Below are 22,772 nucleotides of genomic sequence, written 5' to 3'. Positions count from 1 at the left end.
TTCTGTGTCTGTCGCTGCTGCTTCGGCAAGCTGGGAAGGAGATGCTGGTGTCCGCGCAGTTGTCGTTCAACGGCTTTGTCGAGGACTTGGCGATCCAGCTCGCCGGGCATGGCTTCGAGCGGGGAGAGGAGGGGCGCGTCTTTCGTCGATTTTCTCCCGAAGGGGACGTGCTCATCTTCGAGGTTCAGCCGTCAAATCACTCCAGCCACTGGGAGAAGGCCTTCTACATCAACATCGGCCTGGTGCTGGCACCGAAGTGGGAATGGGACCGGCAGCGAACCGGGTGGTCGGTTGAGGAGCTGCCCCGCCACTACGACGGCGGGTGGCGTAGGCGGCTTCGTTTCTCAGGGCTGTCGGGCAACGACCAGTGGCGTATCGCCGACGAGGACTCCGCAGCCCAGGTGTCCGCGCGAGTGCGGCAACAATTGGACGACCTGATGCCGCAGCTTTTGTCGCTGCTTGACCGGGACGTCGTGCTGAACCGGACTCCGGACATTCTCGGTCCGGGGGCCTGGCTGACCCGTGCCTGGATCCTGGCTGGGGAGGGGCGCACCGACGAGTTGGAGCATCTGTTGTTCGTGGAGAGACCGGCCCGTACCCACGACTCTGTCCCGATCCGAACGGTGTGGAACTATGCCACCGGCCGAGCTCCGGAAACCGGCCAACGGTGAGAGTTTTCTGACGAGCGTCTGGTCGAGCTTTGCGGGCTGCCGATTTTCGAACAGATCGAGTAGGGTATCCACCATGCACCAGGTGTGGAAGGTATCGCCACTAGGGCGGTTCGGGACGCTCGCTGCTATTTCGTTGTTCAGCTACTATTCCTGGCTGATCTGGTCCAATATATTCCTCGTCGGCCTGGTGATCGTCGGCGGCGTCGTCACCGCGATTCGTTTTGCCTTCCACCCGGCGGTGATCCTCACGGACAGCGAGGTGATGGTGCGAAATCCCAGCGGTTCAAAGCGGATACCGCTCGGTGATGTGGTGAAGGTTGAGCCGGGCTACGGTGGTTTGACCATCACGACCGCTTCGGGTGACCTGGTGGTGGCATGGGCTGTGCAGAAATCCAATCTGGCGAAATGGAAGAACTCGCAAACGCGGGCGGATGAGGTGACAGCGACGATCATGAGCGCCAGGCGACGTGGCGCCGCCGCCTGATAGAGTGCGCGTTGCGCGACCAAGTGGCTCGTCAAGATTTGGGGCTTCGAGTGCCCACAACGATTGTATGGCCTATATGCTATTGTCTCGTCTTTGTACGTTGATTGGGTATTGCGTCGGTTCTGAGGATGGATCAGGCAAGCTGTCTCCCAGTGCTCGTGTGGGAGGTGGTGGTCGGTGGGTAGAGGGCCGGAAGTGTTCGTCCGGCAGGTGTCGATGGCCGAGGGTCAGCGGTTGCAGCAGATCACTCGGACGGCGAAGGATCCGGTGAAGCTGCGGCGGGCGATCGTGGTGCTGATGTCGGCTCAGGGCCAGCCGGCGCCGGACATCGCCTACCTGCTCAGGCCAGCGAGGACTACGTCCGCGATGTGATCCACGCGTTCAACGAGCGGGGGTTCGACGCGCTGGGACCCAAAACGGAGCGATGGCGCACCGAGACGGACCGATGAGCAGACCCGCGACTGGATCTGCGTCATCGCCCGGTGCGACCCCCGTTTCCTCAGCCAGCCGTTCTCGGGCTGGGCCCTGGCCCAAACTGCGCGACTATCTCATCGCCGTTGGCTACGTCACGACGATCAATGTCGAGACTATCCGGCAGATTCTGCACGAACGTGGCGTACTATGGCGGGCCACCAAGAACCTGGAAAGCCAGCACCGACCCCGACTTCACCCAAGATGCGCGGTCTTCCTCGGTGAAGGACTCCGGCTGTCCCGCCGCCGTCCGGCGTTCCCGTTCCTCGGTCAGGTCGAAGCCCGGTCGGAAGACCTGGAACGTCTCCCGGTAGTCCAGGCCGCGAGCGATTGCCGTCCCGAAGACGGCCGAGGAGGTGTGGGGCGGCACTGCGAGCCAGTCCGCCCAGGTGCGCCGTACTCCCGGGACTCGTCAACGATGGTCTCGCCCACATCGAAGAATGCGCTCGTGGCCACCCGGCGATTGTGTCTAGTGCTCCCATCAGGATCAACAACATGTACCGCGAGCCGAGCCACCTGGCGGGCCAGTGCCGAGCCGCCGGCCACACCGAGTGCGACCCGGTGCTGGAAGCCGTGACACTGCTGCTCACCGGAGCCGCCGGGACCATCGGCACCAGGATGGCCGCCGATCTTGGACGTCGTTCCAGCTCGCGAACGCCCTGTTCCCGTCGGTGGACTTCGGTCAGCGGCGGCTGCGGACCCTGTACCGCTGGACGAACGCAGCCGCCTCACTGCCAGCCGAGCTGTGCTGCCGGGTAGTCAGCTTCTCAGGTTGAGGGTGAACCCGCTGGCGGCGAGTTCGGTGAGAAAGGCTCTCGGCTCCACGAGGTGCTCGATGTGCCGTACTCCCGAGGGCATAGTGGGCAGGTCTCGGATGAGTAGCGCCGCAGCGAGACCGGTAGCGCGACTTTGCTGGCGGCCGCTGAAGCTTGCCTGACTGGCGCCGGAGTCGACGGTGACGGCAAATCCGTCACCGCCAAGCTTGATCTTGGCCAACGCGTTCAGCATGACGCGGCGGACCCAGGGGCGATGTAGCAGGCGGGCGATGCCGGGTCGCCCGGCGGCTGCCAGCAGCGTGGTGGTCAGTCGGGAGTCTAGGCATAGGCCGGTACTCGCGGCGACACCCAGCGTGGTGGAGAGCGTGTACTGGTCTGAGAACGGGAACCGGTACACGGTTCGCTCGCCGTACGGCGCCGGAAATCGCATTGCCCACGAGCCGTGTAGGCGGCCCAGCCCATCGAGAGTCCAGGCGAGCGCCGCTGGCCCGTGCCGTTCCCCGGAACCGAGCAGCACGCCGATGTGCACCTGCCGCGTTGTTGACTGTTCGACGCAGTGTCGGGCAAGCAGGTTGCTGACCCCGGGGACCAGTCCGACGCTGAGGGCCGCTGTGGCCTGCCGCTGGGAGGCGAGCTCGTCCAGTTGTTCGATCTCGACGTGCAGCTGGTGGGAAGCCGAGATGTCCACGTAGTGGATTCCCCGCTCCAGGCAGGCGCGAGCGATCCGCGCGTTATCGAGTTCGGCGCACATGAGCACGGCGTCAACCCCGTTGAGCGCGGTGGCCAGGTCGCCGGGATCGGCGGCGTCCAGGCGCACCACGGTGGACCCCGGTACGCGCGGCGCACGGTGTGGGTTACGGCCGGCCACCACCACTTCTGTCGTGCGTAGGTGACTGACCAGTGCGGTCACGGCGTGCATGCCGACGGCGCCGTATCCGCCGAGGACGAGGATCCGGTTCATCGGGCGACCGCCTCCTGTGGTGGTGTATCGCCGCTCGCCGGCTTCTTCGGTTCTCGGGTGCCCATGGCCAGCGCGCAGAGGATTCCCAGGACGGCGATGGCGGCCGCGCCGGCAAACCCCAGGCGCAGACCATCGGCGATCGCGGTGGCCCCGTCGCCGCTGCCGCGGTTGTCGGTCCATGCTGCCGAGGCCATCAGCAAGGCGGTGAGGCCCAGGGCGGCGCCGAGGCGTTGGGCGGTGTTGACCAGGCCAGAGGCGGCTCCTTGCTGATTTTCAGGTGCGCTGCGTACGGCGGGGGCGGTGGAACCGACGAACACAGCAGGCAGGCCGGCTGCGAAGATCAGGCTGGCCGGCAACACGGCGGTCAGGTAGCTGGCGCCGGGGTGCAGCAGGATCGCGTATCCGGCCAGGCCGAGCGCGACCAGGAACATCCCGGCCGCGAGAACCGCGCGTGACCCGAAGCGGCCGATCGCCCAGGGCAGCGCGGTACGCGCGGTGACCATGTTGACCGCGGCGATAGGCAGTACGGCGAATCCGGCGGCGAGGGCGGAGTATCCCATGGCCTGCTGAAGCATGAGCGACAGCAGCACGAACGCTGGCACGTGGGAGGCGCCCACGAGAGCGTTGGCCGCGACGCCGGCCCGTACCTGGCGTATCCGCAGCAGTTGCGGCGGCAGGATCGGGGCCGGATGACGCCGCTGGTTGACCGCGAACACCGTACCGAGCCCGAGGGTGGCGACGGCTGCCGTGTAGGTGAGCGGCGTCCACCCGGCGGTGGGCAACTCGGTGGCGAGCAGGACCATGGCGAGCACGGATCCGGTGACGGTGAGTCCACCTATCAGGTCCAGCTGCGTCCGAGCGCCACTGGCACGCCCGGCCCACGGCGGGTCGGCGGGGAGCAGGCGCGGGCTCAGGATAAGGGCGACCACACCGATCGGGACGTTGATCAGAAAGATCCAGGGCCATCCAAGTGTCTGGGTCAGGACGCCGCCCAACGCCACACCCGAGCCCGCACCGGCGGCGGCCATGGCGCTCCATACCGCGAACGCCCGACGGTAGGCAGCGGGTTCGGTGAAGATCGCGGCGATCAACGCGAGCTCGGCGGGGACCACGATCGCCGCACCAACGCCCTGTATCGCTCGACCCAGCAGCAGCGTGCCCGCGTCGGGTGCGAGGCCCGCCAGTAGCGACGCGCCGGTGAACAGCGCGATTCCGGCCTGGAACATGCGGCGCCGGCCGAACACGTCCGCGGCCCTACCGGCGACCAGCTGCAAGCCGCCGAAGGTGAGTTGGTAGGCGTTGACCACCCAGGTCAGCCCGGACTCGGTCAACGCCAGCGCTGCACCCATCGCCGGCAGTGCGACGTTGACGATCGACACCTCAAGAAACACCACGAGTTCCACGGAGGTGAGCAGCAGCAGTGCGGCCAGCCCACCTCGGCCCCAAGTTTTAGTAGTCACGCTACAAGAATGTTTTTGTAGTCGGGCTATAGTCAATGGTGTGAGCGAAACACCACACCGCAACCGCCAGCAACCAACCGTGAAGAGGCCATCCGAGGACGGCAGGACCGCGCGATCCCGGTCCACCCGGACGCGGATCACCACGGCGGCCACCGAGCTGTTCACCACCGCCGGCTACAGCAGCACCAGCATCGCGGCCATCGCCGCCAGGGCCGGCGTGAGCGAGCAGAGCGTCTACTACAGCTTCGGTACCAAGCGGGCCATCCTCACCGCGGCCCTCGACCTGGCCATCGCCGGTGACGACGAACCTGTTCCCACACTTGAGCGGCCCTGGGTGCGGGACGCACTCGCCGATCCGGACCCACGCGGGCAGATCCGCCGGCAGGTCGCCGGCGCCGCAGACGTCTATCGGCGCGCCGCGCCACTGTTGGACGTCGTGCGCAGCGCTGCCACCATCGACGCCGAACTAGCCGAGGTATGGGCGACCAATCTTCAGCAGCGGCTCACCGTGCAACGTATCTTCGCCGAAGCGTTGGCCCGCAAGACGCCGCTGCCCGCCAACATGGCCGTCGACGCGGCCGCCGACACCGCCCTGGCCATCCTCAGCCCCGAGACATACCACCTGCTCGTGCACCATCAGGGCTGGGCGCACACGCGATGGCGGGACTGGGCCACGAACGCCCTGCAACGCCTACTCACGACGTTGCCGTAGCGCAGAGGCGAACCTGGCTGGATCACGCCGGGCGCCCGCCCGTGGAGCGGGTTCGACGAAACAGCAGTTGCGCGAGGCTCTTGTCCTACACCCAGGCAGGGCTCGACCGGCCCCGCCGGCAGGTTGTAGAGGAGCGGTCGGGAGGGTGCCGGTCGATCTGGGCGGACGCGCTGACCGCCATGCGCTCATGCGAGTTCGGGCGCTCCGAGGGCAACGCTCGATTCGTGGCTCAGGCTGGTGTCACAGGTGGGCAACAACTGCCGCCTCGGGGATGCGGTCGTTGATGAGTAGGGCGACGAGTTCGTCGAGCAGTGCTTCGAGGTCGTCGGTGCTGGTCAGATCGTGGTGCTTGTTGATGACCCGTTCGTCGGCCAGACGGACTGTCTCCAGTTCAGCCTCGCCGGTGCTCCAAATCGTGATTACGGCAAGCCATGACGCGGATTCGAACTCGCTGACAATGATCGGCTTGCCATGATTCGGCTTGATCGGTCGCGTGTGCCATGCTATGCCCAACCTCGCCCAGGTCTGGGCCCGAGCCAGTACAGCGTCTGGCAGCGCCTCCAGCGGAAAGGCCACGCCTGCGACTATCGCACGTTCTGGGCGGGTGGTCAGCCGCCAGCTGAGTCAACGGTGTTGTGGGCTCAGGTACGCCCCTCCCGGCCGGACTCCCGACCGGCCGCTGAGTTCGATGGCCGTTCGGGGAGGCCAACGGCGTGGGCTCGGGCAACTCTCTACCGTCCCGAACCTGCCGCTCGACGGGCACGGTGCGGTGCTGGGATGCGGTGGTACTCGATCCATGCGGTACTCGCCGCTTGCCGACGTCGCCGATTAGTCGGCGCAGGACGTCGCCAAAGTCCGAGGTACTGCCTTGGTGGAGGCGGTCGACCAGAACCTCGCCGTCACGATACCGCTGGACTTGCCTACTGGCTGGCCGCTGAGGTTGGCGGTGTTCCTGCATGGTGTACCTGGGCCGGGTCCTTGGTCAGCCCGGTCCTCCCGTCGAGCGGCTCGTCGTCGGCGTCCATGTCCTGTTGAATCGCCTTTCCGACACAAAGTCAGTCCGGCGGCCCCTCCCGGTCAGCCTTTGGATCTCGTTACAGTGCGCACTCGAACGCGAGCCGCAGCGTCATCAGTCGCTGCATGTGTCAGGGGGTCGACATACCATGACGGTAGCCACAGCAGCACGACCGAGCGCGGGAGGAAGCATGGCAACGGCCATCAGCATGTCGCGTGAAGAGTTGCTTGAGCGTCGTCGCCGCATCCTTGATCGTGTCGGCATGAGCTACGAGGTGTTGCGTGGGCGGGCCGCTTCCTACACGTTGCAGCCCAGCGAGCGGCGAGCGTTCGAGGCCCTTCGTGCCATCGACTATCTTCTTGGCGCGTGATCTCGCCGGCTGTAGCCGCCTCCGACGATCTTTACCGCCGGGCATCAGCCTTCGCGGACGACCTGACTGCCAGGATTCAGTCCGTCGTCGCCGCGGCTGACTCGTTTACTGCTGTAATTTTAGGCGAGGGCTCATCTGCTCGGATCGTTGTAGGGGTGATCGATACAGGTACTCTCGAATTTCGACCGATTCAGTTGACGATTAACGGGAAGGCTCGCCTGCAACTGTTCATCAAGTTCTTCTGCGGATGGGACAGTGCGAGCCGGTTCCTCGCCGTCGACAAATCTTGGTTTCATGTCAGGTTGGACGAGAAGGATACACCGCTTTTCCGGTACGAGTACGTGCGCCAGCCCGGTGGCGTGATCCCCGCCGCTCACCTGCAGGTTCATGCCCACCGCGACGAGACAATCTATCTGATGACCGCCGCGGAACGCGGAAGGCCGAAGGCGCGTAAACGGAAGGTCAAGGTCCCTCGCCTCGCCGAACTCCATTTCCCGCTCGGTGGCCATCGTTTCCGTCCGTGTATTGAAGATGTTCTTGAAATGTTGATCTTCGAGTTCGGAATTGACACCTGCCCGGCTTTTCGACAGGCGATCCATCATGGGCGCGAGCAATGGCGCAAGATGCAACTACGGGCGGCGGTGCGGGATGATCCTGAGCTCGCCGCCGACGTGCTCCGCAGCATGGATTTTGAGATCCTCTCGCCCGAGGAGCCCGTACTGCCAAACCGCGACAAGCTTGTCGCCTTCTAGCGACTCGCCTCCACGTCGGCGTTGTTCGTGTCTCCTACTCCAGGGGAGTCGCCGCACCCTGCCTACCCGCCAGACAGGTACCGCTCGATTCGGGTCGGCTCCGGTGGGCCGGCGTAGCCGATGTGCCGGTCCGGCCGGATCACGAAGGCCGCGGCGCCGGCGTCGTACAGCTTCTGGGCGTTGCGGCCCCGGTCGAGGAGGACCGGAACCGGGGCGCGTACGGCCTGGGCCACCTGCCAGGCTGGGGTCAGTAGCCGCAGCTCCACCGCACCGGACCGGCGGCGGGCCAGCGTGTCGGCCAGCTTGTTGATCTGTGTCGGCAGAGCCGGGTCGGGCTTCGGTGCGGTCAGCAGGAGGGTGTGGCGGTCGGTGGCGAGGTGGTCGTGTAGGCGCTGCGGCTGGTGGGTGATCCCGTCGAACAGCGTCGGGTCGGGTAGGCGGTCGCCACCGTGCAGTCCGCCCTTGCGGCCGGTCACCCCGGCGGTACCGCGGTAGCTGTGGGCGAGTTGGGACAGCCGGTGGGCGAGCAGTCGGCGGGCCGGTGTGCTGGCCTGCAGCCCGGCCAGCACGATGTCACGCAGGTGCCGGCGCGGGTCGCCCCGCAACAGCATCGCCTCCGCGCCGAGGTGGGTGAAGCGGACGACCTGTCGTCCGATGCGGTGCCGTTCGGCCTGGTAGCTGTCGAGTAGTGCGATCGGGGCCCAACCGGCGAGCACCGCGGCGAGTTTCCAGCCCAGGTTGATCGCATCGGCGACGCCGAGGTTGAGCCCTTGGCCGCCGAACGGGGTGTGGACGTGCGCGGCGTCGCCGGCCAGGAAGACTCGACCCGCGCGGTAGCTGTTCGCCTGCTTGCGAGCCAGGTTGAAGGTCCAGAACTGGTCGGTGGACTCGATGGTGGCGGGGATGCCGGTCCGGGACAGGGCCGCCTGCGCATCGTTGTGAGTGGGTGGTACCGGCTGCCCGGTGGCGTCGATGGTCTGGGTGTATGCCAGCCGGAACCGCCTCTCCCCGGGTAGGGGGAAGACGCCGTAGATCCCGGTGCCGTCGCTGGAGAAGGTCATCTCGTTGCGCGGCAACGGCCAGTCGACCACCGCGTCGCAGAGCACCCATGGATCGCTGTAGGTGGTGCCGTCGAAGTCGATCCCGAGCAGGTCCCGAACCGTGCTGTGCGCGCCGTCGCAGCCGACGACCCACTGTGTGGTCACGGTTTCGGTGCCGCCGTCCGGCGTGGTGAGGGTGGCGGTGACTCCACTGTCGGTCGAGGTGAGGCCGACCAGGGTGGTGTTGCGGTGTAGCGCAACGCCGTGCCGGGTCAGGTGATCGATGAGAATCTGCTCGGTGCGGTACTGCGGAATGTCGACCAGGTGTGGGTACGCCGTGTCGTCGAGTACGCGGAAGTCGACGCTCAGTCGGTCGCGGTGACTCGTTCGCAGGGTGAGTACGTCGACCCGCTCCCCTTCGGCGAGAATCCGGTCGGCCACCCCGAGATCACGGAGATGTTCCAGCGTACGGGCGTGCAGTGCGGCGGATTTGGTCAGCTCCAGTGGGGAGGCGTGCTTGTCGATGACTCGGACGTCGACGCCGAGTCGGGTCAGTTGGGCGGCGAGGACCAGGCCGGTGGGGCCGGCCCCGACGATCAGCACCTGCGGGTGTGACATGTCGTGCACCTCTCTACCGGGAACTGATAAAAGCGATCGCTCGCTCTCTTTTAGATTGCGCCTCCCACGAGGCGCCGTCAAGAGGGAGCGCTCGCTTTACGATGAGCGGATGCCGAAAGTCTCTGAAGACCACCGCGCTGCCCGCCGCCGGCAGATCCTGACGGCCGCCGCCACCCGCTTCGCCCGCGACGGCTTTCACCGCACCTCTATGCAGGACGTGGTGGACGAGTCCGGCCTGTCGTTCGGCGCCGTCTACCGCTACTTCCGCACCAAGAACGACATCGTCATGGCGATCTCCCTGGAGGCGATCAGTGTGATCGAGACCGTGGTCCGGGACGGTGTTCAGGCCGGGCGCCCCGTCGCCGATCTGCTGGCTACGCTGCCGGGCGCGCTGCTCGATCTCGAACAGATCGACGAGCGGATGCGACTGGCGGTGCAGGCGTGGGGGGAAGCACTCCGCGATCCCGCCCTCGCCGAGCGGATGCAGGAAGGGTTACGGCGGGCCCGCGCCGCGCTTCGGGAGAGCATCGAGGTCAACTCCGCCGACATCGGCGTCCACATCGACGCGGACGCCGCGGCGCAGGTCCTGATCTCAATCATTCAAGGCTTCATCCTGCAACGTTCCTGGGACCCCCACCTCGACGCCGACTCCTATGGCCAGGCTGCCCAAGCGCTAATCGGTGGAAGGCTCGGCGGCGCTGCGACGGGGTGGCGTTGATCTGATTGCCATAGCCGGAAAGGGCTATTCAAGGACTCCAATCCCCACCACCTCGTCGATCGGGCACGCCGATGGCGGGGTTGGCTCGGCGGCGGAGGGCGCTCGAGGTGCTGTCCCTGGGTGAGGGCGGTCTGTCCCGGCGGGTTCTGGGTGGGAGTGGGTGGACGTACCGAACCGGACCGCCCGAGTTGACCTCAGGCCTTGGCGGCATCCGCACCCGGGTAACCGCCCAACGTGCGTCGACCTGGTGGGCGGAGAATGGCGCCGAACAGACCTTCCCGTTAGCGAAGAATTCGGTTAACGTGAATGCGCGGTTGGTGGGGCGCAGCAGATCGCTCCCGCCGGCTTGTTTTGTGGTCTTCCCAGTAAAGCCGGGCTGTCTGCGTTGAGTCCGGTGACGCACCACTGTCGGAGCTCTGAAATCTCTTCACAGGCTGGGCGGCCGGTTCCCCTGATGCCAGCAGCGGCGACCGCCGCCACTGAATATTGGAGGAACGGGTGCGGGAGTCGACATCGCCGCCGCTATACGTGGTGCCGGAGAAGGGCGGGCTCGCTGACCTCATCGCGAGCAACGCAGCGGAGGAGCCGGATGCGCCGGCATTCCACCGTAAAGTCGACGGCCGGTGGGAGCCGGTCAGTGCCGCGGAGTTCTACACCGAGGTCACCGACCTCGCCCGAGGGTTGATGGCCAAGGGTGTCGAGCGTGGGGATCGCGTGGGTCTTCTCTCCGGTAACCGGTACGAGTGGTCGCTCGTGGACTTCGCCCTCTGGGTGATCGGCGCGGCGCCGGTGCCGATCTATCTGACCTCCTCGCCTGAGCAGATCGAGTGGATTCTCGGCGACTCTGGTGCGGTAGCGGTTGTGGTGGAGGCCGAGGCGCATGAGAACGTGATCCAGGAAATGCGGGGCAAATTACCCGCCCTGCGACACGTCTGGCAGATCGACGGTGGCGCGGTGGAGGAACTGCGAGCCGCGGGTGCCGACGTTGACCCCGCCGCCGTTGAGGAGCGGCGGACGGCCGTACTCCCGGAGGACACGGCCACGATCATCTACACCTCCGGAACCACCGGGATGCCCAAGGGCTGCGTTCTCAGCCATGCCAACCTGTTCGCCGAGGCGGGTAACGCCGTAGCTCTGCTGCGCGCTATGTTCGGTCCGCTCGGTGACACTCCGGCATCGACACTGCTGTTCCTGCCCCTCGCCCACGTTTTCGGTAGGATGGTGGAGGTCGGTGCGATGGTGGCGCGGACGCCCATTGCGCACTGCTCCGACGTCAAGCAGGTGCCCGCGGAACTGGTCAGCTACAAGCCGACATTCCTGCTTTCGGTTCCCTACGTGCTGGAAAAGGCCTACAATACCGCCCGGCGTAAGGCCTACGAAGCTGGCAAGGGCAAAGTGTTCGACACCGCGGCGGCGACGGCGACCGCCTACTCGGAGGCGCAGCGGCCCGGACTGGGCCTACGCATGCGACACGCCCTGTTCGAGCGACTCGTGTACCGCAGGTTCCGGGCGGCCTTCGGTGGGAACCTGCGTTTCGTGATCTCCGGAGGTGCGGCCCTGGGCGAGCGCCTCACGCACTTCTACCGCGGCTGCGGCATCACCGTATTCGAGGGCTACGGACTTACCGAAACCAGTGCAGCGGTCGCGGTCAACTCGCTGGAATCCTTCCGGCCAGGGACCGTGGGGAGGGTCCTGCCCAGCGTACAGATGAGGATCGACGATGACGGTGAGGTGCAGTGCACCGGTGGTCCGGTGTTCGCGGGCTACTGGAACAACGATGAGGCCAACGCCGAATCGTTCACCGAGGACGGTTGGTTCCGGACCGGTGACATCGGGGAGTTCGACGAGCACGGGCACCTGCGGATTACTGGCCGCAAGAAGGAGATCCTGGTGACCAGCGGCGGAAAGAATGTGTCGCCCGCCGTGATCGAGGACCGCATCGCCGCCGCTCCGCTGGTCGCCCAGGCACTCGTGGTGGGTGATGGGCAGAAGTACGTCGCTGCACTCATCACCGTCGATTCGGAGTACCTGGAGCACTGGAAGTCCGGTGCGGGCAAACCCGCTGACGCCGCAGTCTCCGACCTTATCGACGATCCCGACCTTCTACACGAGTTGCAGCGCGCCGTGGACGAGGGCAACGCGGCGGTGTCGACGGCCGAGGCGGTACGTCGGTTCCGGGTTCTTCCCAAGGAGTTCACTGTGGAGTCGGGTCACCTGACGCCGTCGCTGAAGTTGCGTCGCAGTGTCATCATGGAGGACTTCGCCGACGAGGTAGCTGAGCTGTACAAGTAGCTTGCCTTCGGTGACTGGCTGGAAGGCCCGGGCACGTGAACCCTTACGTGCCCGGGCCTTCGCGTCCACGCAACTGGCGCCGAACCCCGGGACGCCACCCACCCCACACCCCTACGTCCGACCAGCGGTCAGGTGTTGTTTCACCCCAGGCCACTCGGCCCGGAGCACGCTGTAGAAAATCGCGTCGCGGCGCCGGCCCCCCGGCATGTAGTTGAAGCTACGTAGCGTGCCTTCCTCCACCGCGCCAATGTTGCGCAGGCCCTTGCGTGCCTGTTCGTTGCGCACATCGGTTTTGAACTCGACCCGTTCGGCGCCGAGTCGGTCAAAGGCGTGTTCCAGGAGAAGGTACTTGGCCCAGCGGTTGACACCCTTACCGCGGAAGTCGCGACCCAGCCAGGACCAGCCGACTTCCAGTCGGGCGTCGGCCTCGGCCAGGTTGCCGTAGCTCATGCTGCCGGCGGTGCGGCCGGTGGTCCGGTCGGTGACGACGAATACCACCCGCCGGCCAGCAGCCTGGTCGGCGAGGCAGGTGTCGAAGAATGCCGTGAAGTCGGCCTCGTTTTCCACGGCCGTCACGAAGTATCGCCAGATATGCGGGTCCATGGCGACCGCCCGGATCCCCCCTCGGTCGGACTCCGTGACGGGGTGCAGCCTGACGTGCTGGTTCTCAAGAATGCGCGCTGCCTTCTCAGCCCAGGTCATGATTCAGCTTCCCACCGAGCCCACATGCCGGGCAATGGCGTCGGTGACGTCGCGCAGCGTGCGCATTCCGGCGAGGTCGTCCTCGGTGAAGTTGGCTAGGTCGACTTTGGTGGCTTCGCACAGCTCGGTCAGAAACAGCACCTTGTTGAGGGAGGTGAGGGCGTATTGACCAACCATGTCAGCGTCGAGGTCGAGGGCGGCCGGGGTGACCTCGTGGGTCAGCACGGCGGCGAACTGTTCGCGGGCGGTCACTTCCAGCTCAGGGAGCATGGATTCCCTCCTTGGGGTCGTGCACTGCGGTGTGGTGGGCGGCGAGGATCTGTCGCCTTCTGGGCTTGTACTGCGAGGTGAGCAGCCCGTTGTCGATGCTGAACGGCTCGTCGGCGAGGATCATCCGACTGATCCGTTCGTCACTGGTGAGCGCGGCGTTGGTCGAAGCGAGCTGGGCGGTGATCGCCGTCCGGTCGGCGGGTACGTGGGCCGGCGAGACCACGGCGACCAATTCGGTCTGACCAGGACAGAACAAGACGCACTCGGCGATCGCCGGGTCTGCCTTCAATTGTTCCTCGATCGGCCGAACGATGATTTTCTTCCCGTTGTCTAGGACGATCACGTCGTCGGCCCGCCCCCGGATGAAGAGGAAACCGTCCTCGTCGAGGTGCCCGAGGTCACCGGTTCGCACCGTGCCGTCGGGTGCGAAGATCTGCTCAGAGCTGCCGGGTTCGGCATAGACGTAGCGGGTGTTGACGGGGTGGTCACTGCGGACGTGGACGACACCGTCCGCGTCGATCAGGACCTCCTTGCCCCGCAGCACTTGGCCCACACTGCCCTCACGATGGGCCTTCGGGTGGTTCTTGGTGACGATGCAGGTTTCGTTGAGCCCGTACCCCTCGTAGATGGGGAGACCGGCGTCAACGAAGAAGCGTAGGGTGCTCGGGGCCGCGGGCGCGGAACCGGTCCACAGATATCGGATGCGGTCGCCGAACACTGCCTGTGCGGACTCCGTCACTGACGAACCGCGACGCTGCCTTGCCTCGATCTGGCGTTTCGCGGTCTCGTAGAAGGCGGGCACCCCCATCACCACGGTTGGTCGGACCTGGCGCAGCGCCGCGAAGGCCGCCTCGTAGGTGCTGACCGTGACGTCGTGGCCGTACAGCAACGCCGAGTAGATCCAGTAGCGCTGCTGGAGCAGGGAGAGCGGCAGGAAGACGAACAGGTCGTCACCCGGCCCGTGTTCGAAGATTTCCTGGACGGCCCGCAGCGAGCTGCCGATGCTGCCCACGGTGGCGCCTAGGCCCTTGGGCTCGCCGGTACTGCCCGAGGTGAACTTGATCGTGGTGACGTCTTCGGATCGCCACGTCACCGGCGGCAACGCGGGCTCGTCCAGGTCGCGGCGTCCGGCGGCCTCCGCCACCTCACTGATGGGTATGATGCCGGGCGCTTCGGTATGCCGATCGGTGCACAGGAGCGTCAGGTCGTAGCGGGTCAGCAGGTCGCTGTTGGGCGTGAACTTGCCCGGCTCGAGCCCGGCCGTCTCCACCTTCAGCCGCAGTGCCGCCAGGTCGAGCAGCACCCACTCCAGCCCGTTCGCCGCGTGGATGCCGATGCGGTCGCCGGGTCGGACCCCGTGCCCGAGCAGCCAGCGGGCCACTCGGGCGGAACGCCGGTACAGGTCGGCGAGGTCGAGCGTACGGGCGCCCCACAGCTCGGCGAAGGTGATGCGCCCGGTGGCCGGCTCGGTGGTGACCAGCCGGTCGAAGGTTTCCCAGGTCATCGGTCCGACCCCCGGTCCTCGTTCTCGGCCGGCTCGGTGGTGGGCTGGAAGAACACGGTGGTGGCGAGGCAGACATCGTTCCCTGGCGGAACGAGTTCCACCGTTTGGGGCCATGTGGTGGGCTTCGGCAGGCCGAGAGCGGTGGCCAGTCGACCCGCGAAGCGCGGCATCAGCGGTGTTGCGACCGAGGCGAGGAGGCGGGCCGCGGCCAGTTCCAGGGCGATGGCGGTACGGGCTTCGTCCTGCCACCGGGCGCTCCGCGCGGTACGGGCCTCCCGGCCGACGAAGCGCAGGGTCTCCGCCACCAACGCGTCGAGTTCCGCGGCGGCCTGGTTGAGGCTGAAGCCGTCGGCGCGTAGGCAACCGGTGACCGCGTCGAGCCGGCCGCCGAGCCGGGCCAGGAACGCCGAGTGCTCCGGCGTCCAGACACCCGCGTCGGGGGCTTTGCTGTCGTAGTGCTTGGTGATCCGGGCGCCGAGGTCGGTAAGCCAGCGCTGCCAGCTTCCGACTAGCGTGTCGTTCAGCACCGACCGGAAGTCGGCCCGCCGGAAGCTGGTGCGCTCGATCTCGGGCCGGGTGCGACTGAGGAAGTAGCGGACGGCGTCAACGGTGTTCTCGTCGAGGACCTCCTTGCCCCAGATGGCATGCCGCCGACTGGTCGAGAACTTTTCGCCCTCCAGTAGGTAGAATTCGTTGACGTGGTAGTCGATGTCCGGCTGCCATCCGGGGTGGGCCAGCCGGTACAGCACCGGGTAGAGCACCGAGTGGTAGAAGCTGTTGTCGTAGCCGAAGAAGTGGACGATCTTCCAGTCCTGCTCGGGTGCGGCGGCCTGCCAACCGCGGCCCAGTCGGCTGCCCAACGCCTCGATGCCGTGCAGAAATCCGTACGACATCTCGGGCCAGACCCAGATGACCTGGTTGTTGACGTCCTTCTCCGCCGGGCGGACGCCCCAGTCGGCGGGGTGTGACAGCGGGATGTCCAGGACGGGGCGGGCGAAGAGGCGGTCGCCGAGTTCCCGCAGCCGGGCAGGCACGCGGCCGAGACTGTGGTGGGTGAAGATTTCGTCCCGGAACTGGTGCAGCGGCAGCGACCAGCGGGCCAGCGGGGCCCGCCGCGGCTCGGCGTCGGACTCGTTCGATCTCGGCTGCCTGAGGTCCACCACGGTGTTGGGCTCGCCGCACTCCTCGCAGATGTTTCCGCTCGTGCTCTCGCCGCAGCCGGGGCAGCCGCCTTGGACATCCACCTCGTACAGGTAACGGCCGCTGTCACCGTCGAAGAGGGCGTCCCGCTCGGTGACCGTGGCTCGCCCGGAGGCGACTACCCGGGAGAAGAAGTCCCGCAGGCCCTGCCGGTAGCCGGGCGTGGTGTCGGTAACCAGGTAGTGGTCAGGGTTGATATCCATCATGGCCAGCGTGTCCGCGATCTCGGCGCTGTAGTGTGCGGCGGTCTCCGCAGGCGCGCGGCCCTCACGCCGTGCGGTGTTCACCACGTAGCTCTGGTAGTCGTCGCTGCCCGTCAGGTGCCATGCCTCAGTGCCGTTCATCCGCTGAAACCGGACGAACGCGTCCGCGCCCAGGTACGGGCCGGACAGGTGCCCGAGGTGGAGGTCGCCATTGGGTGTCGGCGGGGTGGAGAAGACGAACACCGGGCGTTCACCGAACGCGAGCCGCTCGTTGTTTCCGGCCGAGTTCAGGGCACGTTCGCTGTCGCGCCAGTACTGGGTGAGGAAGACCAGGTCGTCATCGCCGGTGTTCTCCAGCACGTGCGACTCGAACGGTTCGAAGAGGGCCAGCGTGCCGGGCCGGGCCGGGTGGCGGCGACCATCCACGACGAACACTCCCTCACCGGCGACGACGACGAAGAACTCGGTTTCGTCGTGCTGGTGGCTGGTGGACGCCCCACCTGGCGCGACCCGCCCCCAACCGGCGCCTGTCCCGAGCCCCTCGACGTCGCTCATGCCGATACCGAAGGCCGGCTCCAGGAGGTCCGGATCGTACTTGCTGAAGATCATCTCGTGTCCTTCCGGCTGGTGGGAGTCGGGGCCTGCGTGGACAACAGACGGATGGTCTCGGCGGCGACCGCTGGAGCCAGCCGGTACCCGGAGCCGTTCGCAGCGCCCGCGAAGACCAGTCGGCCGTCGTCGGTGAGCGCACGCACCAGCGGGGCCGCGTCCGGGGCGTACGCGTCGCAGAAGACCCGGCCCGAGACGCAGCGGTCGGCCAGCCGCGGCGCGTACCGGCGTAGCAGCTCGCGGGCCTCCGCCAGATGCGCCGGGTTCACACCCGGCTCGACGGTGTCGGGATCCACGTCCCATTCGCTGCAGGTGTAGCTGAAGAGCCAGTGACCGCGACGTCGGTACGGCAGCAGAAAGGCGTCCTCCTCCTGGAAGACGATTGCGCCGTCCTGCTCCGTCGGCGCCTGCTCGATGTGCAGGGCCACGATCTTCTTCACGCGCGCCCCGAGGGGCGCCACCAGGTCTCGCCATGCCCTGGCGGCGAGCCAGGGGCCCGGCGCGAGCACCACCCGCTCGGCGATGAGCGGCGGCCCGGTGCTCAGCGACAGTTGGACGCCATCCACACCCGAGATCACACCGGTCACCGTCACGCCTTCCAGGAATTCGACTGTTGGGCGTAGTTCGGCGGCGAGGGCCTGGGTGAGAGTGGGAACGTCGGCGTACTGGCAGCCGTCTCCGGCCCAGGCGACGGTGCCCTTGGGTAGGGCGACGCCGTCCGGGACCCTGGTGACGCGTCGCAGGTTCGCCTCCGGCAGGTACGTGCTGCGCACCTTCGCCTCGGTGCTCTCCCGCGCGACGACGGTCATGCCGATCGGGTGGATCGGCAGATCGGGTCGACGCGCGGCGAGGTCGGCGTAGTACCGCTGGCTCTCGGTGGTGAGGGCTCGTACCGCAGGGTTCGCACCACGAGGGAAGTGCAGGCCCGCCGATCGACGGCTCGCACCGCTGCCGATCAGGTCGCGGTCGATGACCGTCACCGAGGCTCGGGGGTCGGTGGCCAGGATCTCCCGCGCGACGAGGCAGCCGAGAATGCCGGCACCGACCACGACGGTGCCCGCACGGCGGGCCATCAGGGTGCCTTCCCGGTGGGTGGCTTGCTCGACCACTCGATGAACGAGGGAAGCTGTTCGTTGCTCGACACCATGCTGAGCCGGTCGGCGATGCGCTGGCTGCGCCAGGCGTTCAGGCTCAGGTTCGGGTCGGCCAGGCCACGCTGGCCGCGGGCGGCGTTCTGGACGAACACCCGTCGGTCCTCTGGTCCGTCCCAGTACACGGCGTAGTCCTCGTCGATGCGTAGTTCGTCGCCGTCCCGTTCCAGGCGGTCGGCGATCGGGGCGAGGAAGTCCTTGCGGGTCGGCCGGAAGCCCGTCGCCCAGATCACGATGTCCGCCTCGAACACCTCGGTGGATTCGGGGTGGTCGTTGTGTCGGGAGGTCACCTGCCAGCTTCCGTAGAGCCCGTTGCCGACGTCGGTGACCTCGCGGTTGGGGTAGAGGCTCACCAGGTCAACGTTGTGCTCCAGGAACCTGTGTATATAAATACGCTGGTAGATCTCCTGTAGCGTCGTCTGCGAGATGCCATCGCTGGTGAGGAGGTGCTGCCGGTTGAAGGAGTGCCGTGCCTCGCGGGTCAGGGCGTAGAAGTAGTCCGCATACGACGGCATGTAATAGTCGTTGGTGAACGGCGAGTCGTCGATCGGGAAGTAGTTTCCCCTCCGGGACAGCCACGATATGCGGCGCGGCAACCTGTCCGGCCGCTGCGAGATCAGTTCGAGGAAGACCTCGGCTCCGGACTGCCCGCCGCCGATCACCACCACCCGTTTGTGCCGAAGGTCCGCGGCCGTGTCCCGGTAGTCACTGACGTGGAACTGTGTCGGCCCCAACCGGTCGCGAACGTACGATGGCACCCAGGGCCGGCTGCCGACGCCGACGACCACGTTGTCCGCGGTCAGGGTGCGTCGGTCCGTGTGGACCGTGAAGACGTCGCGGAAGGACACTTCCCGCACCGTCTCACCGAAGACGCAGTTTTCGTTACGCTGGGCCGCCCAGGCCAGATAGTTACGGAACTCCACCCGGGGCACGGCGTCGAACTGGGCGTTCAGGAAGTGGTAGAGCCTGCCCTCGTCGTGTAGGTACGACAGGAACGAGAACGGGTTTCTCGGGTCGGCCAGCGTGACCAGGTCCTTGAAGAGCGAGACCTGGAGGGTGTTCCCGGGCAGTTGCTGGCCATCATGCCAGCTGAAGGATGCCTTTCGGTCGAGGAATATACTGGTCACGTCCGGCCGGACGTACAGCAGCGACGCCAGGCTCAGATTGGCCGGCCCTACGCCGACTCCCAGGCAGCGGTAGTGCTCCGCGCCGGAGCGCGTTGGCTCAGGCACCATGACGGGCTTCTCCTTTCGACCGCTCGCCGCGCTCGTTGAGCGGGTCGTCCGAATCAGTCGGTGGGGTCGGCGGGTAGTGTGCGGTGACGGGGAGGCCGTGCCTTTTCAAGAAGTCGATCCAGCGATCGGCTTCGTCGGTGGTCTCGGCCGCGCGGTTGACTCCCGCGGGCAGCGCGCCGTCGAGAATACGAATCACCCCGCCGACGAGGGGCAGCGAGACGCAGCGGGCCATCGCGCTCTCAGCGGCGTCGCCGCTGACATCCAACAGCTGGGTTCCACGCCAGCAGGTGGCACCATCGGAGTCGCGGACGGTCAGCGCGACGGTGAGCACGACGCGATCGCGGTCGGCGTCCGTGGTCGGGTACCGGTTAGCTAACTCCGCCGCCAGCGCCCGGATCCGGACCTCGTCATCGGCTCGTATCGTGTCGAAGACGTCGGTCCAGGCTGTGTACCAGCCCTCGTTGCGGAGTGTGCCCCGGATGAACGTCGCCAGCCGCCAGCCGGATGGGACGCCGTACTGTGTCACGAACGGCAGGCTGTCCCGGTTGGGGTAGACCTCGAACGCCTCTTCGCCGAGCACCAGCGGGCGGGTGGCCTCCCAGGGGCGTTCGGCCGTGCGTTGTTCCCCGTTCTCGACGTAGCGCGCGGGCGAACCGAGGGCGGTCAGCACCCCGTAGGGTGACCAGCTGAAGCGGTAGCGGAAGTCGTTCGGCTGCGCGGGGACACCTCCGCAGTAGGAGGTGAAGTCGACGGTCACCGCCGTGTCGCCGACATCGCGCCGGGCTCGCTCGATGAGCTGGTGGGCCATCAGATGGTCGATGCCCGGATCGAGACCGGCCTCGGTGAGCACGACGAGCCCGGCGGTGCTCGCCGCGTTCGCTACCGCCGCCAACTCCGCTGAGGTGTAGCTGGTACAGGCGAAGTGGGCCCGGCGGGAGAGCGCCAGCCGAAGCAGGGCTGGGTGCTCGGCCGCGGGCAGCATGGAAACGATCACGTCACCGGGGCGTACCTCCGCTTCCAGGGAGTCGCGGCTCAGCGATCGTTGCTCCGCCCGGTCCGCCAGCCCGAGAGAGCTGAGCCGGCCTCGGGCGCGCTCGCGGGTGCGATCCCACACGATGACCCGTTTGGCGTGGTCGCAGAGCAGGCCGAGTCCGGTGCGGCCGGTGGACCTGCCGGTGCCGATCCAGTGGACGGTACCGCTTGCTGTCGGTGGTTCAGCGAACATGGGCGTTCTCCTTCGCAGTCTCTGCCACAGCGCTTGTGCCGATCGCTCGGACGAAGGCCCGCAGACAGCGGACCCAGGCACCATCCCCGGAGCCCAGCCGCAGCAACTGCGGCCACAACTCGGCGGAGAACGCCACGCTGGCCTCGACTGGCAGCAGGGAGGGGAGGTTGTCGACGGCGATGATGTCCACCCCCCGGTCGCCTGCTCTCAGCGGTCGAACCGGCTGGTCCCAGTCGGTGACGGTGTCGTAGACGGGCAGCACGTTGCACGCCGAGTCGACATCGCACGTGACGTCCGCGATCACGGACAGGTGGCGCTCCGGCGCGTCCAGGTCCTCCGGGGTCAGCAATGGCGGGATGGGCTGGGTGACGAGGACGGTGTTGACGAGGATGTCGGAACCCAGCAGGGCCGGTCGGTCCAGCACGCGGGTCTCCTCGACGTCCCAACGGACCGGGTCGATCCCGGCAGTCACCAGGGCGTCACACGCTCCGCGCCCGCTGCGGCCGAGCGCCCCGATCACCACGGCTCTCTCCGTGGTGCGGCGTGCACTCGCCCGCAGCCGCGCGTCCCACTGCGACCGGCCCCGAGGCCGCAGCGGCAGGTCCAGGGCTTCGCGCCGGTGCAGCACGGCGAGGACCGCACCCAGGTAGCCCGCCCAGTAGCCGAACGCAGCCAGGCGCCGGCCGCTCTCGTCGGTCAGGTACTCAAGGTCCAGTAGTACCCCGCCGCCGTTGGTGAACCGGGCGAGCAGGTCGCCGGAGCCGGTCTGGCCCTTGTAGGCGTGACCGAAGAAAATGTGCCGGTGGCGCAGCGTACGCGGCTGTGGGGGTAGCTCCTTGAGCCCCAGGACGTAGGTGCTTTCAGGCGCCTCGACCCAGCTGCCTGACGGCGCCGAGGCGCAGCCGGCCCGGAGGTACTGGTCGATCGGGAAGGCCCGCTGCGGGGACTCCTCCACGGTGACCGACACACCCTGGCGCACGAGCCGTGCCGCGTCCTCGGGCACCAGTGGTGCCCGGCGTTCGGTGGTGCGGGTCTCGTGCCGCACCCACAGATGGGGTGGACGCTGCATCAGCGCTCCTCCTTCGCCGTGGCTTCCATGCTGTGGCCGGCCCGTCGGACGTCCAGTGCGTCGGCGACGGCGAGTCGCAGCACGTCGGTGCTGCCTTCGTAGATGCGCAGGGAGCGGATCTGCCGGTAGAGGCGCTCAGGAACACCGTCCCGGATCACTCCCGCCGCCCCGAACAGCTGGACGGCGGCGTCGACGGTCTCCTGGGCCGCCTCCGTGGCGTACACCTTGGCGATGTTGGAGTACCGGGCGAAACGTCGGCTACCCCGGTCACACTCCCAGGCGGCCCGTGCCGTCAGCAGCGTCGCGGCGTGGAGTCGAACCTCCATGTCCGCCAGCGATGCCTTCACCAGCTGAAGGTCGAACAGGGTGCTGCCGAAGGCCCGGCGACTGCGGGTATGAGCCAGTGCGACATCGGCGGCGCGGCGGGCGAAGCCGATCGCGGCGGCGGCGACCGTCATCCGGAACCTCTCGAGCAGGTCCATGGCGATGATGAAGCCCTTGCCGGGCCGGCCGAGGACGGCCTCGGTAGGCACCCGGCAGTGTTCGAACACGAGATGGCCGAACGAGCGTGGGGCGATCGCGTCTAGTGGCTCCACCCGTACACCGGGACTGCCGGCGGGCACCACGAACGCCGTCAGCCCGAGCGGACCCGGCCCCTCGCCGGTCCGCGCGACGACCACGAACAGGTCGGCGATCGTGGCGTGCGCGATCCACGCCTTGGTTCCATCGAGCACATAGTCGGCCCCGTTCCTCCGGGCGCTCAGCCCGACCGCGGCGACCTCTGAACCCGCCTCCTTCTCGGAGACGGCGAACGCGCCGACCAGCAGCCCCTTGGCCATCGTCGGCAGGTAGCGGCGTCGCTGCTCCTCATCGCCGAACCGGATGATGGGTGTCGCCGACAACGACTGGATGGAGTATGCGAAGTCCGCCAGGTCCTCGGTGTAGGCGAGCGCCTCCCGGGCCAGGCACACGCTCCGCAGGTCGGCAGGGTACTGGTGGGTTTCCGCCTCCGGGTCGAGCCCGGCGAGCCAGCCGTCCGCGCCGAGCAGCTCGACCAGCCTGCGCCCGGAGTCGTCCGGGTGCGCGCTGCGGACGGTCTCCCACCGGTCGCCCTGACCTTCGCACCAGGTGGCTACCTGGTGGGCGAACCGGCGGTGTTCGTCGTCGTAGAAGGGGAGGTGAAGGATGTCGGGGTCGAAGATGGCGAACCTGTCCACAGTGGCAACTCCATGTGGGCCACGGGCGTCGGGGGCGGGGACCTCGT

General features: G+C 67.2%; 21 protein-coding genes and 1 pseudogene. 8 read left to right on the top strand and 14 right to left on the bottom strand.

All coding sequences use genetic code 11. From position 1 onward, the window contains the following. Positions 1 to 41 precede the first annotated feature (41 nt). The 3 genes from B116_RS24590 to B116_RS26065 all read left to right on the top strand — a co-directional run bounded on the left by B116_RS24590 (position 42) and on the right by B116_RS26065 (position 1,527). A complete protein-coding gene (locus B116_RS24590; protein ID WP_033667224.1) occupies positions 42 to 671 on the top strand; it encodes a DUF4304 domain-containing protein in 630 nt (209 codons plus the stop codon). 73 nt (positions 672 to 744) lie between these two features. Continuing rightward, positions 745 to 1,155: a PH domain-containing protein gene (locus tag B116_RS0101040; protein ID WP_188115976.1), complete on the top strand. Its 411-nt coding sequence runs from the start codon at positions 745 to 747 to the stop codon at positions 1,153 to 1,155. Positions 1,156 to 1,332: 177 nt separating this feature from the next. Beyond that, the gene (locus tag B116_RS26065) at positions 1,333 to 1,527 is read left to right on the top strand and encodes a hypothetical protein (RefSeq protein ID WP_155255706.1); all 195 of its coding nucleotides are present in this window, start codon (positions 1,333 to 1,335) and stop codon (positions 1,525 to 1,527) included. Between the two features lie 310 nt (positions 1,528 to 1,837). Here B116_RS26065 and B116_RS24580 read toward each other — a convergent pair. From B116_RS24580 to B116_RS0101020, 3 genes and pseudogenes are all read right to left on the bottom strand, one after another. Beyond that, positions 1,838 to 2,142, bottom strand: a pseudogene (locus B116_RS24580) (haloacid dehalogenase); the annotation flags it as partial. A gap of 243 nt (positions 2,143 to 2,385) precedes the next feature. Beyond that, entirely contained in the window at positions 2,386 to 3,363 is a 978-nt protein-coding gene (locus B116_RS0101025; protein ID WP_027658946.1) for a saccharopine dehydrogenase family protein, read from the bottom strand. Continuing rightward, a complete protein-coding gene (locus B116_RS0101020; RefSeq protein WP_027658945.1) occupies positions 3,360 to 4,766 on the bottom strand; it encodes an MFS transporter in 1,407 nt (468 codons plus the stop codon). Before B116_RS0101020 ends, B116_RS0101025 begins: the two co-directional genes overlap by 4 nt. A gap of 97 nt (positions 4,767 to 4,863) precedes the next feature. On the opposite strand from B116_RS0101020, the gene B116_RS0101015 reads away from it, so the two are divergent. After that, positions 4,864 to 5,535, top strand: a complete 672-nt coding sequence (locus B116_RS0101015; protein WP_026321974.1) for a TetR/AcrR family transcriptional regulator — start codon at positions 4,864 to 4,866, stop codon at positions 5,533 to 5,535. Between the two features lie 240 nt (positions 5,536 to 5,775). Here B116_RS0101015 and B116_RS24575 read toward each other — a convergent pair whose 3' ends face one another. Continuing rightward, positions 5,776 to 6,111 carry a hypothetical protein gene (locus B116_RS24575; protein WP_033667211.1) on the bottom strand — a complete coding sequence of 112 codons (336 nt, stop codon included), beginning with the start codon at positions 6,109 to 6,111 and terminating at the stop codon, positions 5,776 to 5,778. Between the two features lie 629 nt (positions 6,112 to 6,740). On the opposite strand from B116_RS24575, the gene B116_RS0101005 reads away from it, so the two are divergent. Both B116_RS0101005 and B116_RS24570 read left to right on the top strand, forming a co-directional pair. After that, positions 6,741 to 6,920 carry a hypothetical protein gene (locus B116_RS0101005; protein ID WP_018723655.1) on the top strand — a complete coding sequence of 60 codons (180 nt, stop codon included), beginning with the start codon at positions 6,741 to 6,743 and terminating at the stop codon, positions 6,918 to 6,920. After that, a complete protein-coding gene (locus tag B116_RS24570) occupies positions 6,917 to 7,672 on the top strand; it encodes a hypothetical protein (protein WP_050591818.1) in 756 nt (251 codons plus the stop codon). Before B116_RS0101005 ends, B116_RS24570 begins: the two co-directional genes overlap by 4 nt. 62 nt (positions 7,673 to 7,734) lie before the next feature. On the opposite strand, the gene B116_RS0100995 is transcribed toward B116_RS24570, so the two are convergent. Further along, positions 7,735 to 9,330: an FAD-dependent monooxygenase gene (locus tag B116_RS0100995; protein ID WP_027658944.1), complete on the bottom strand. Its 1,596-nt coding sequence runs from the start codon at positions 9,328 to 9,330 to the stop codon at positions 7,735 to 7,737. A 109-nt stretch (positions 9,331 to 9,439) separates the two neighbouring features. On the opposite strand from B116_RS0100995, the gene B116_RS0100990 reads away from it, so the two are divergent. Together B116_RS0100990 and B116_RS0100985 are read left to right on the top strand one after the other, a co-directional pair. Further along, on the top strand, positions 9,440 to 10,048 hold the full coding sequence (locus B116_RS0100990; protein WP_018723652.1) for a TetR/AcrR family transcriptional regulator: 609 nt from the start codon (positions 9,440 to 9,442) through the stop codon (positions 10,046 to 10,048). Positions 10,049 to 10,546: 498 nt separating this feature from the next. Then, a complete protein-coding gene (locus tag B116_RS0100985; protein WP_026321973.1) occupies positions 10,547 to 12,340 on the top strand; it encodes an AMP-dependent synthetase/ligase in 1,794 nt (597 codons plus the stop codon). A gap of 111 nt (positions 12,341 to 12,451) precedes the next feature. On the opposite strand, the gene B116_RS0100980 is transcribed toward B116_RS0100985, so the two are convergent. From B116_RS0100980 to B116_RS0100940, 9 genes are read right to left on the bottom strand one after another with little or no spacing between them, the layout of a single operon-like run. After that, positions 12,452 to 13,042, bottom strand: a complete 591-nt coding sequence (locus tag B116_RS0100980) for a GNAT family N-acetyltransferase (protein ID WP_027658943.1) — start codon at positions 13,040 to 13,042, stop codon at positions 12,452 to 12,454. 3 nt (positions 13,043 to 13,045) lie between these two features. Next, a complete protein-coding gene (locus tag B116_RS0100975; protein WP_027658942.1) occupies positions 13,046 to 13,312 on the bottom strand; it encodes a hypothetical protein in 267 nt (88 codons plus the stop codon). Further along, positions 13,302 to 14,816, bottom strand: coding sequence for an AMP-binding protein (locus B116_RS0100970; protein ID WP_027658941.1), 1,515 nt, complete (start codon positions 14,814 to 14,816; stop codon positions 13,302 to 13,304). Before B116_RS0100970 ends, B116_RS0100975 begins: the two co-directional genes overlap by 11 nt. Next, positions 14,813 to 16,828 (bottom strand): class I tRNA ligase family protein, encoded by a 2,016-nt coding sequence (locus tag B116_RS0100965; protein ID WP_027658940.1) that lies wholly within the window; start codon positions 16,826 to 16,828, stop codon positions 14,813 to 14,815. Before B116_RS0100965 ends, B116_RS0100970 begins: the two co-directional genes overlap by 4 nt. After that, positions 16,825 to 17,937 (bottom strand): NAD(P)/FAD-dependent oxidoreductase, encoded by a 1,113-nt coding sequence (locus tag B116_RS0100960; RefSeq protein WP_027658939.1) that lies wholly within the window; start codon positions 17,935 to 17,937, stop codon positions 16,825 to 16,827. The genes B116_RS0100965 and B116_RS0100960 overlap by 4 nt, the downstream gene beginning before the upstream one ends. Then, a complete protein-coding gene (locus B116_RS0100955) occupies positions 17,901 to 19,214 on the bottom strand; it encodes a lysine N(6)-hydroxylase/L-ornithine N(5)-oxygenase family protein (protein ID WP_027658938.1) in 1,314 nt (437 codons plus the stop codon). Before B116_RS0100955 ends, B116_RS0100960 begins: the two co-directional genes overlap by 37 nt. Next, complete coding sequence (locus tag B116_RS0100950; RefSeq protein WP_027658937.1) at positions 19,204 to 20,439, bottom strand: saccharopine dehydrogenase family protein; 1,236 nt, start codon at positions 20,437 to 20,439, stop codon at positions 19,204 to 19,206. The genes B116_RS0100955 and B116_RS0100950 overlap by 11 nt, the downstream gene beginning before the upstream one ends. Further along, entirely contained in the window at positions 20,429 to 21,508 is a 1,080-nt protein-coding gene (locus B116_RS0100945; RefSeq protein ID WP_027658936.1) for a saccharopine dehydrogenase, read from the bottom strand. Before B116_RS0100945 ends, B116_RS0100950 begins: the two co-directional genes overlap by 11 nt. Further along, positions 21,508 to 22,725, bottom strand: coding sequence for an acyl-CoA dehydrogenase family protein (locus tag B116_RS0100940; RefSeq protein WP_027658935.1), 1,218 nt, complete (start codon positions 22,723 to 22,725; stop codon positions 21,508 to 21,510). The genes B116_RS0100945 and B116_RS0100940 overlap by 1 nt, the downstream gene beginning before the upstream one ends. Positions 22,726 to 22,772 lie beyond the last annotated feature (47 nt).

It is taken from the genome of Salinispora fenicalii (assembly GCF_000514815.1).
Classification (GTDB): domain Bacteria; phylum Actinomycetota; class Actinomycetes; order Mycobacteriales; family Micromonosporaceae; genus Micromonospora; species Micromonospora fenicalii.
The sequence above is the reverse complement of the archived record's forward strand: the minus strand, read 5'-3'. Positions and strand labels throughout refer to the sequence as shown.

What these genes read in the sequence shown, in the direction of transcription:
- B116_RS0101005 (WP_018723655.1), top strand. Translation starts at nt 6,741, where the DNA reads ATGGCAACGGCCATCAGCATGTCGCGTGAAGAGTTGCTTGAGCGTCGT.
- B116_RS0100965 (WP_027658940.1), bottom strand. Translation starts at nt 16,828, where the DNA reads ATGATCTTCAGCAAGTACGATCCGGACCTCCTGGAGCCGGCCTTCGGT.
- B116_RS0101040 (WP_188115976.1), top strand. Translation starts at nt 745, where the DNA reads ATGCACCAGGTGTGGAAGGTATCGCCACTAGGGCGGTTCGGGACGCTC.
- B116_RS0100975 (WP_027658942.1), bottom strand. Translation starts at nt 13,312, where the DNA reads ATGCTCCCTGAGCTGGAAGTGACCGCCCGCGAACAGTTCGCCGCCGTG.
- B116_RS0100995 (WP_027658944.1), bottom strand. Translation starts at nt 9,330, where the DNA reads ATGTCACACCCGCAGGTGCTGATCGTCGGGGCCGGCCCCACCGGCCTG.
- B116_RS0100990 (WP_018723652.1), top strand. Translation starts at nt 9,440, where the DNA reads ATGCCGAAAGTCTCTGAAGACCACCGCGCTGCCCGCCGCCGGCAGATC.
- B116_RS0100955 (WP_027658938.1), bottom strand. Translation starts at nt 19,214, where the DNA reads ATGGTGCCTGAGCCAACGCGCTCCGGCGCGGAGCACTACCGCTGCCTG.
- B116_RS0101025 (WP_027658946.1), bottom strand. Translation starts at nt 3,363, where the DNA reads ATGAACCGGATCCTCGTCCTCGGCGGATACGGCGCCGTCGGCATGCAC.
- B116_RS24590 (WP_033667224.1), top strand. Translation starts at nt 42, where the DNA reads ATGCTGGTGTCCGCGCAGTTGTCGTTCAACGGCTTTGTCGAGGACTTG.
- B116_RS0100970 (WP_027658941.1), bottom strand. Translation starts at nt 14,816, where the DNA reads ATGACCTGGGAAACCTTCGACCGGCTGGTCACCACCGAGCCGGCCACC.
- B116_RS0100945 (WP_027658936.1), bottom strand. Translation starts at nt 21,508, where the DNA reads ATGCAGCGTCCACCCCATCTGTGGGTGCGGCACGAGACCCGCACCACC.
- B116_RS0100950 (WP_027658937.1), bottom strand. Translation starts at nt 20,439, where the DNA reads ATGTTCGCTGAACCACCGACAGCAAGCGGTACCGTCCACTGGATCGGC.
- B116_RS0100980 (WP_027658943.1), bottom strand. Translation starts at nt 13,042, where the DNA reads ATGACCTGGGCTGAGAAGGCAGCGCGCATTCTTGAGAACCAGCACGTC.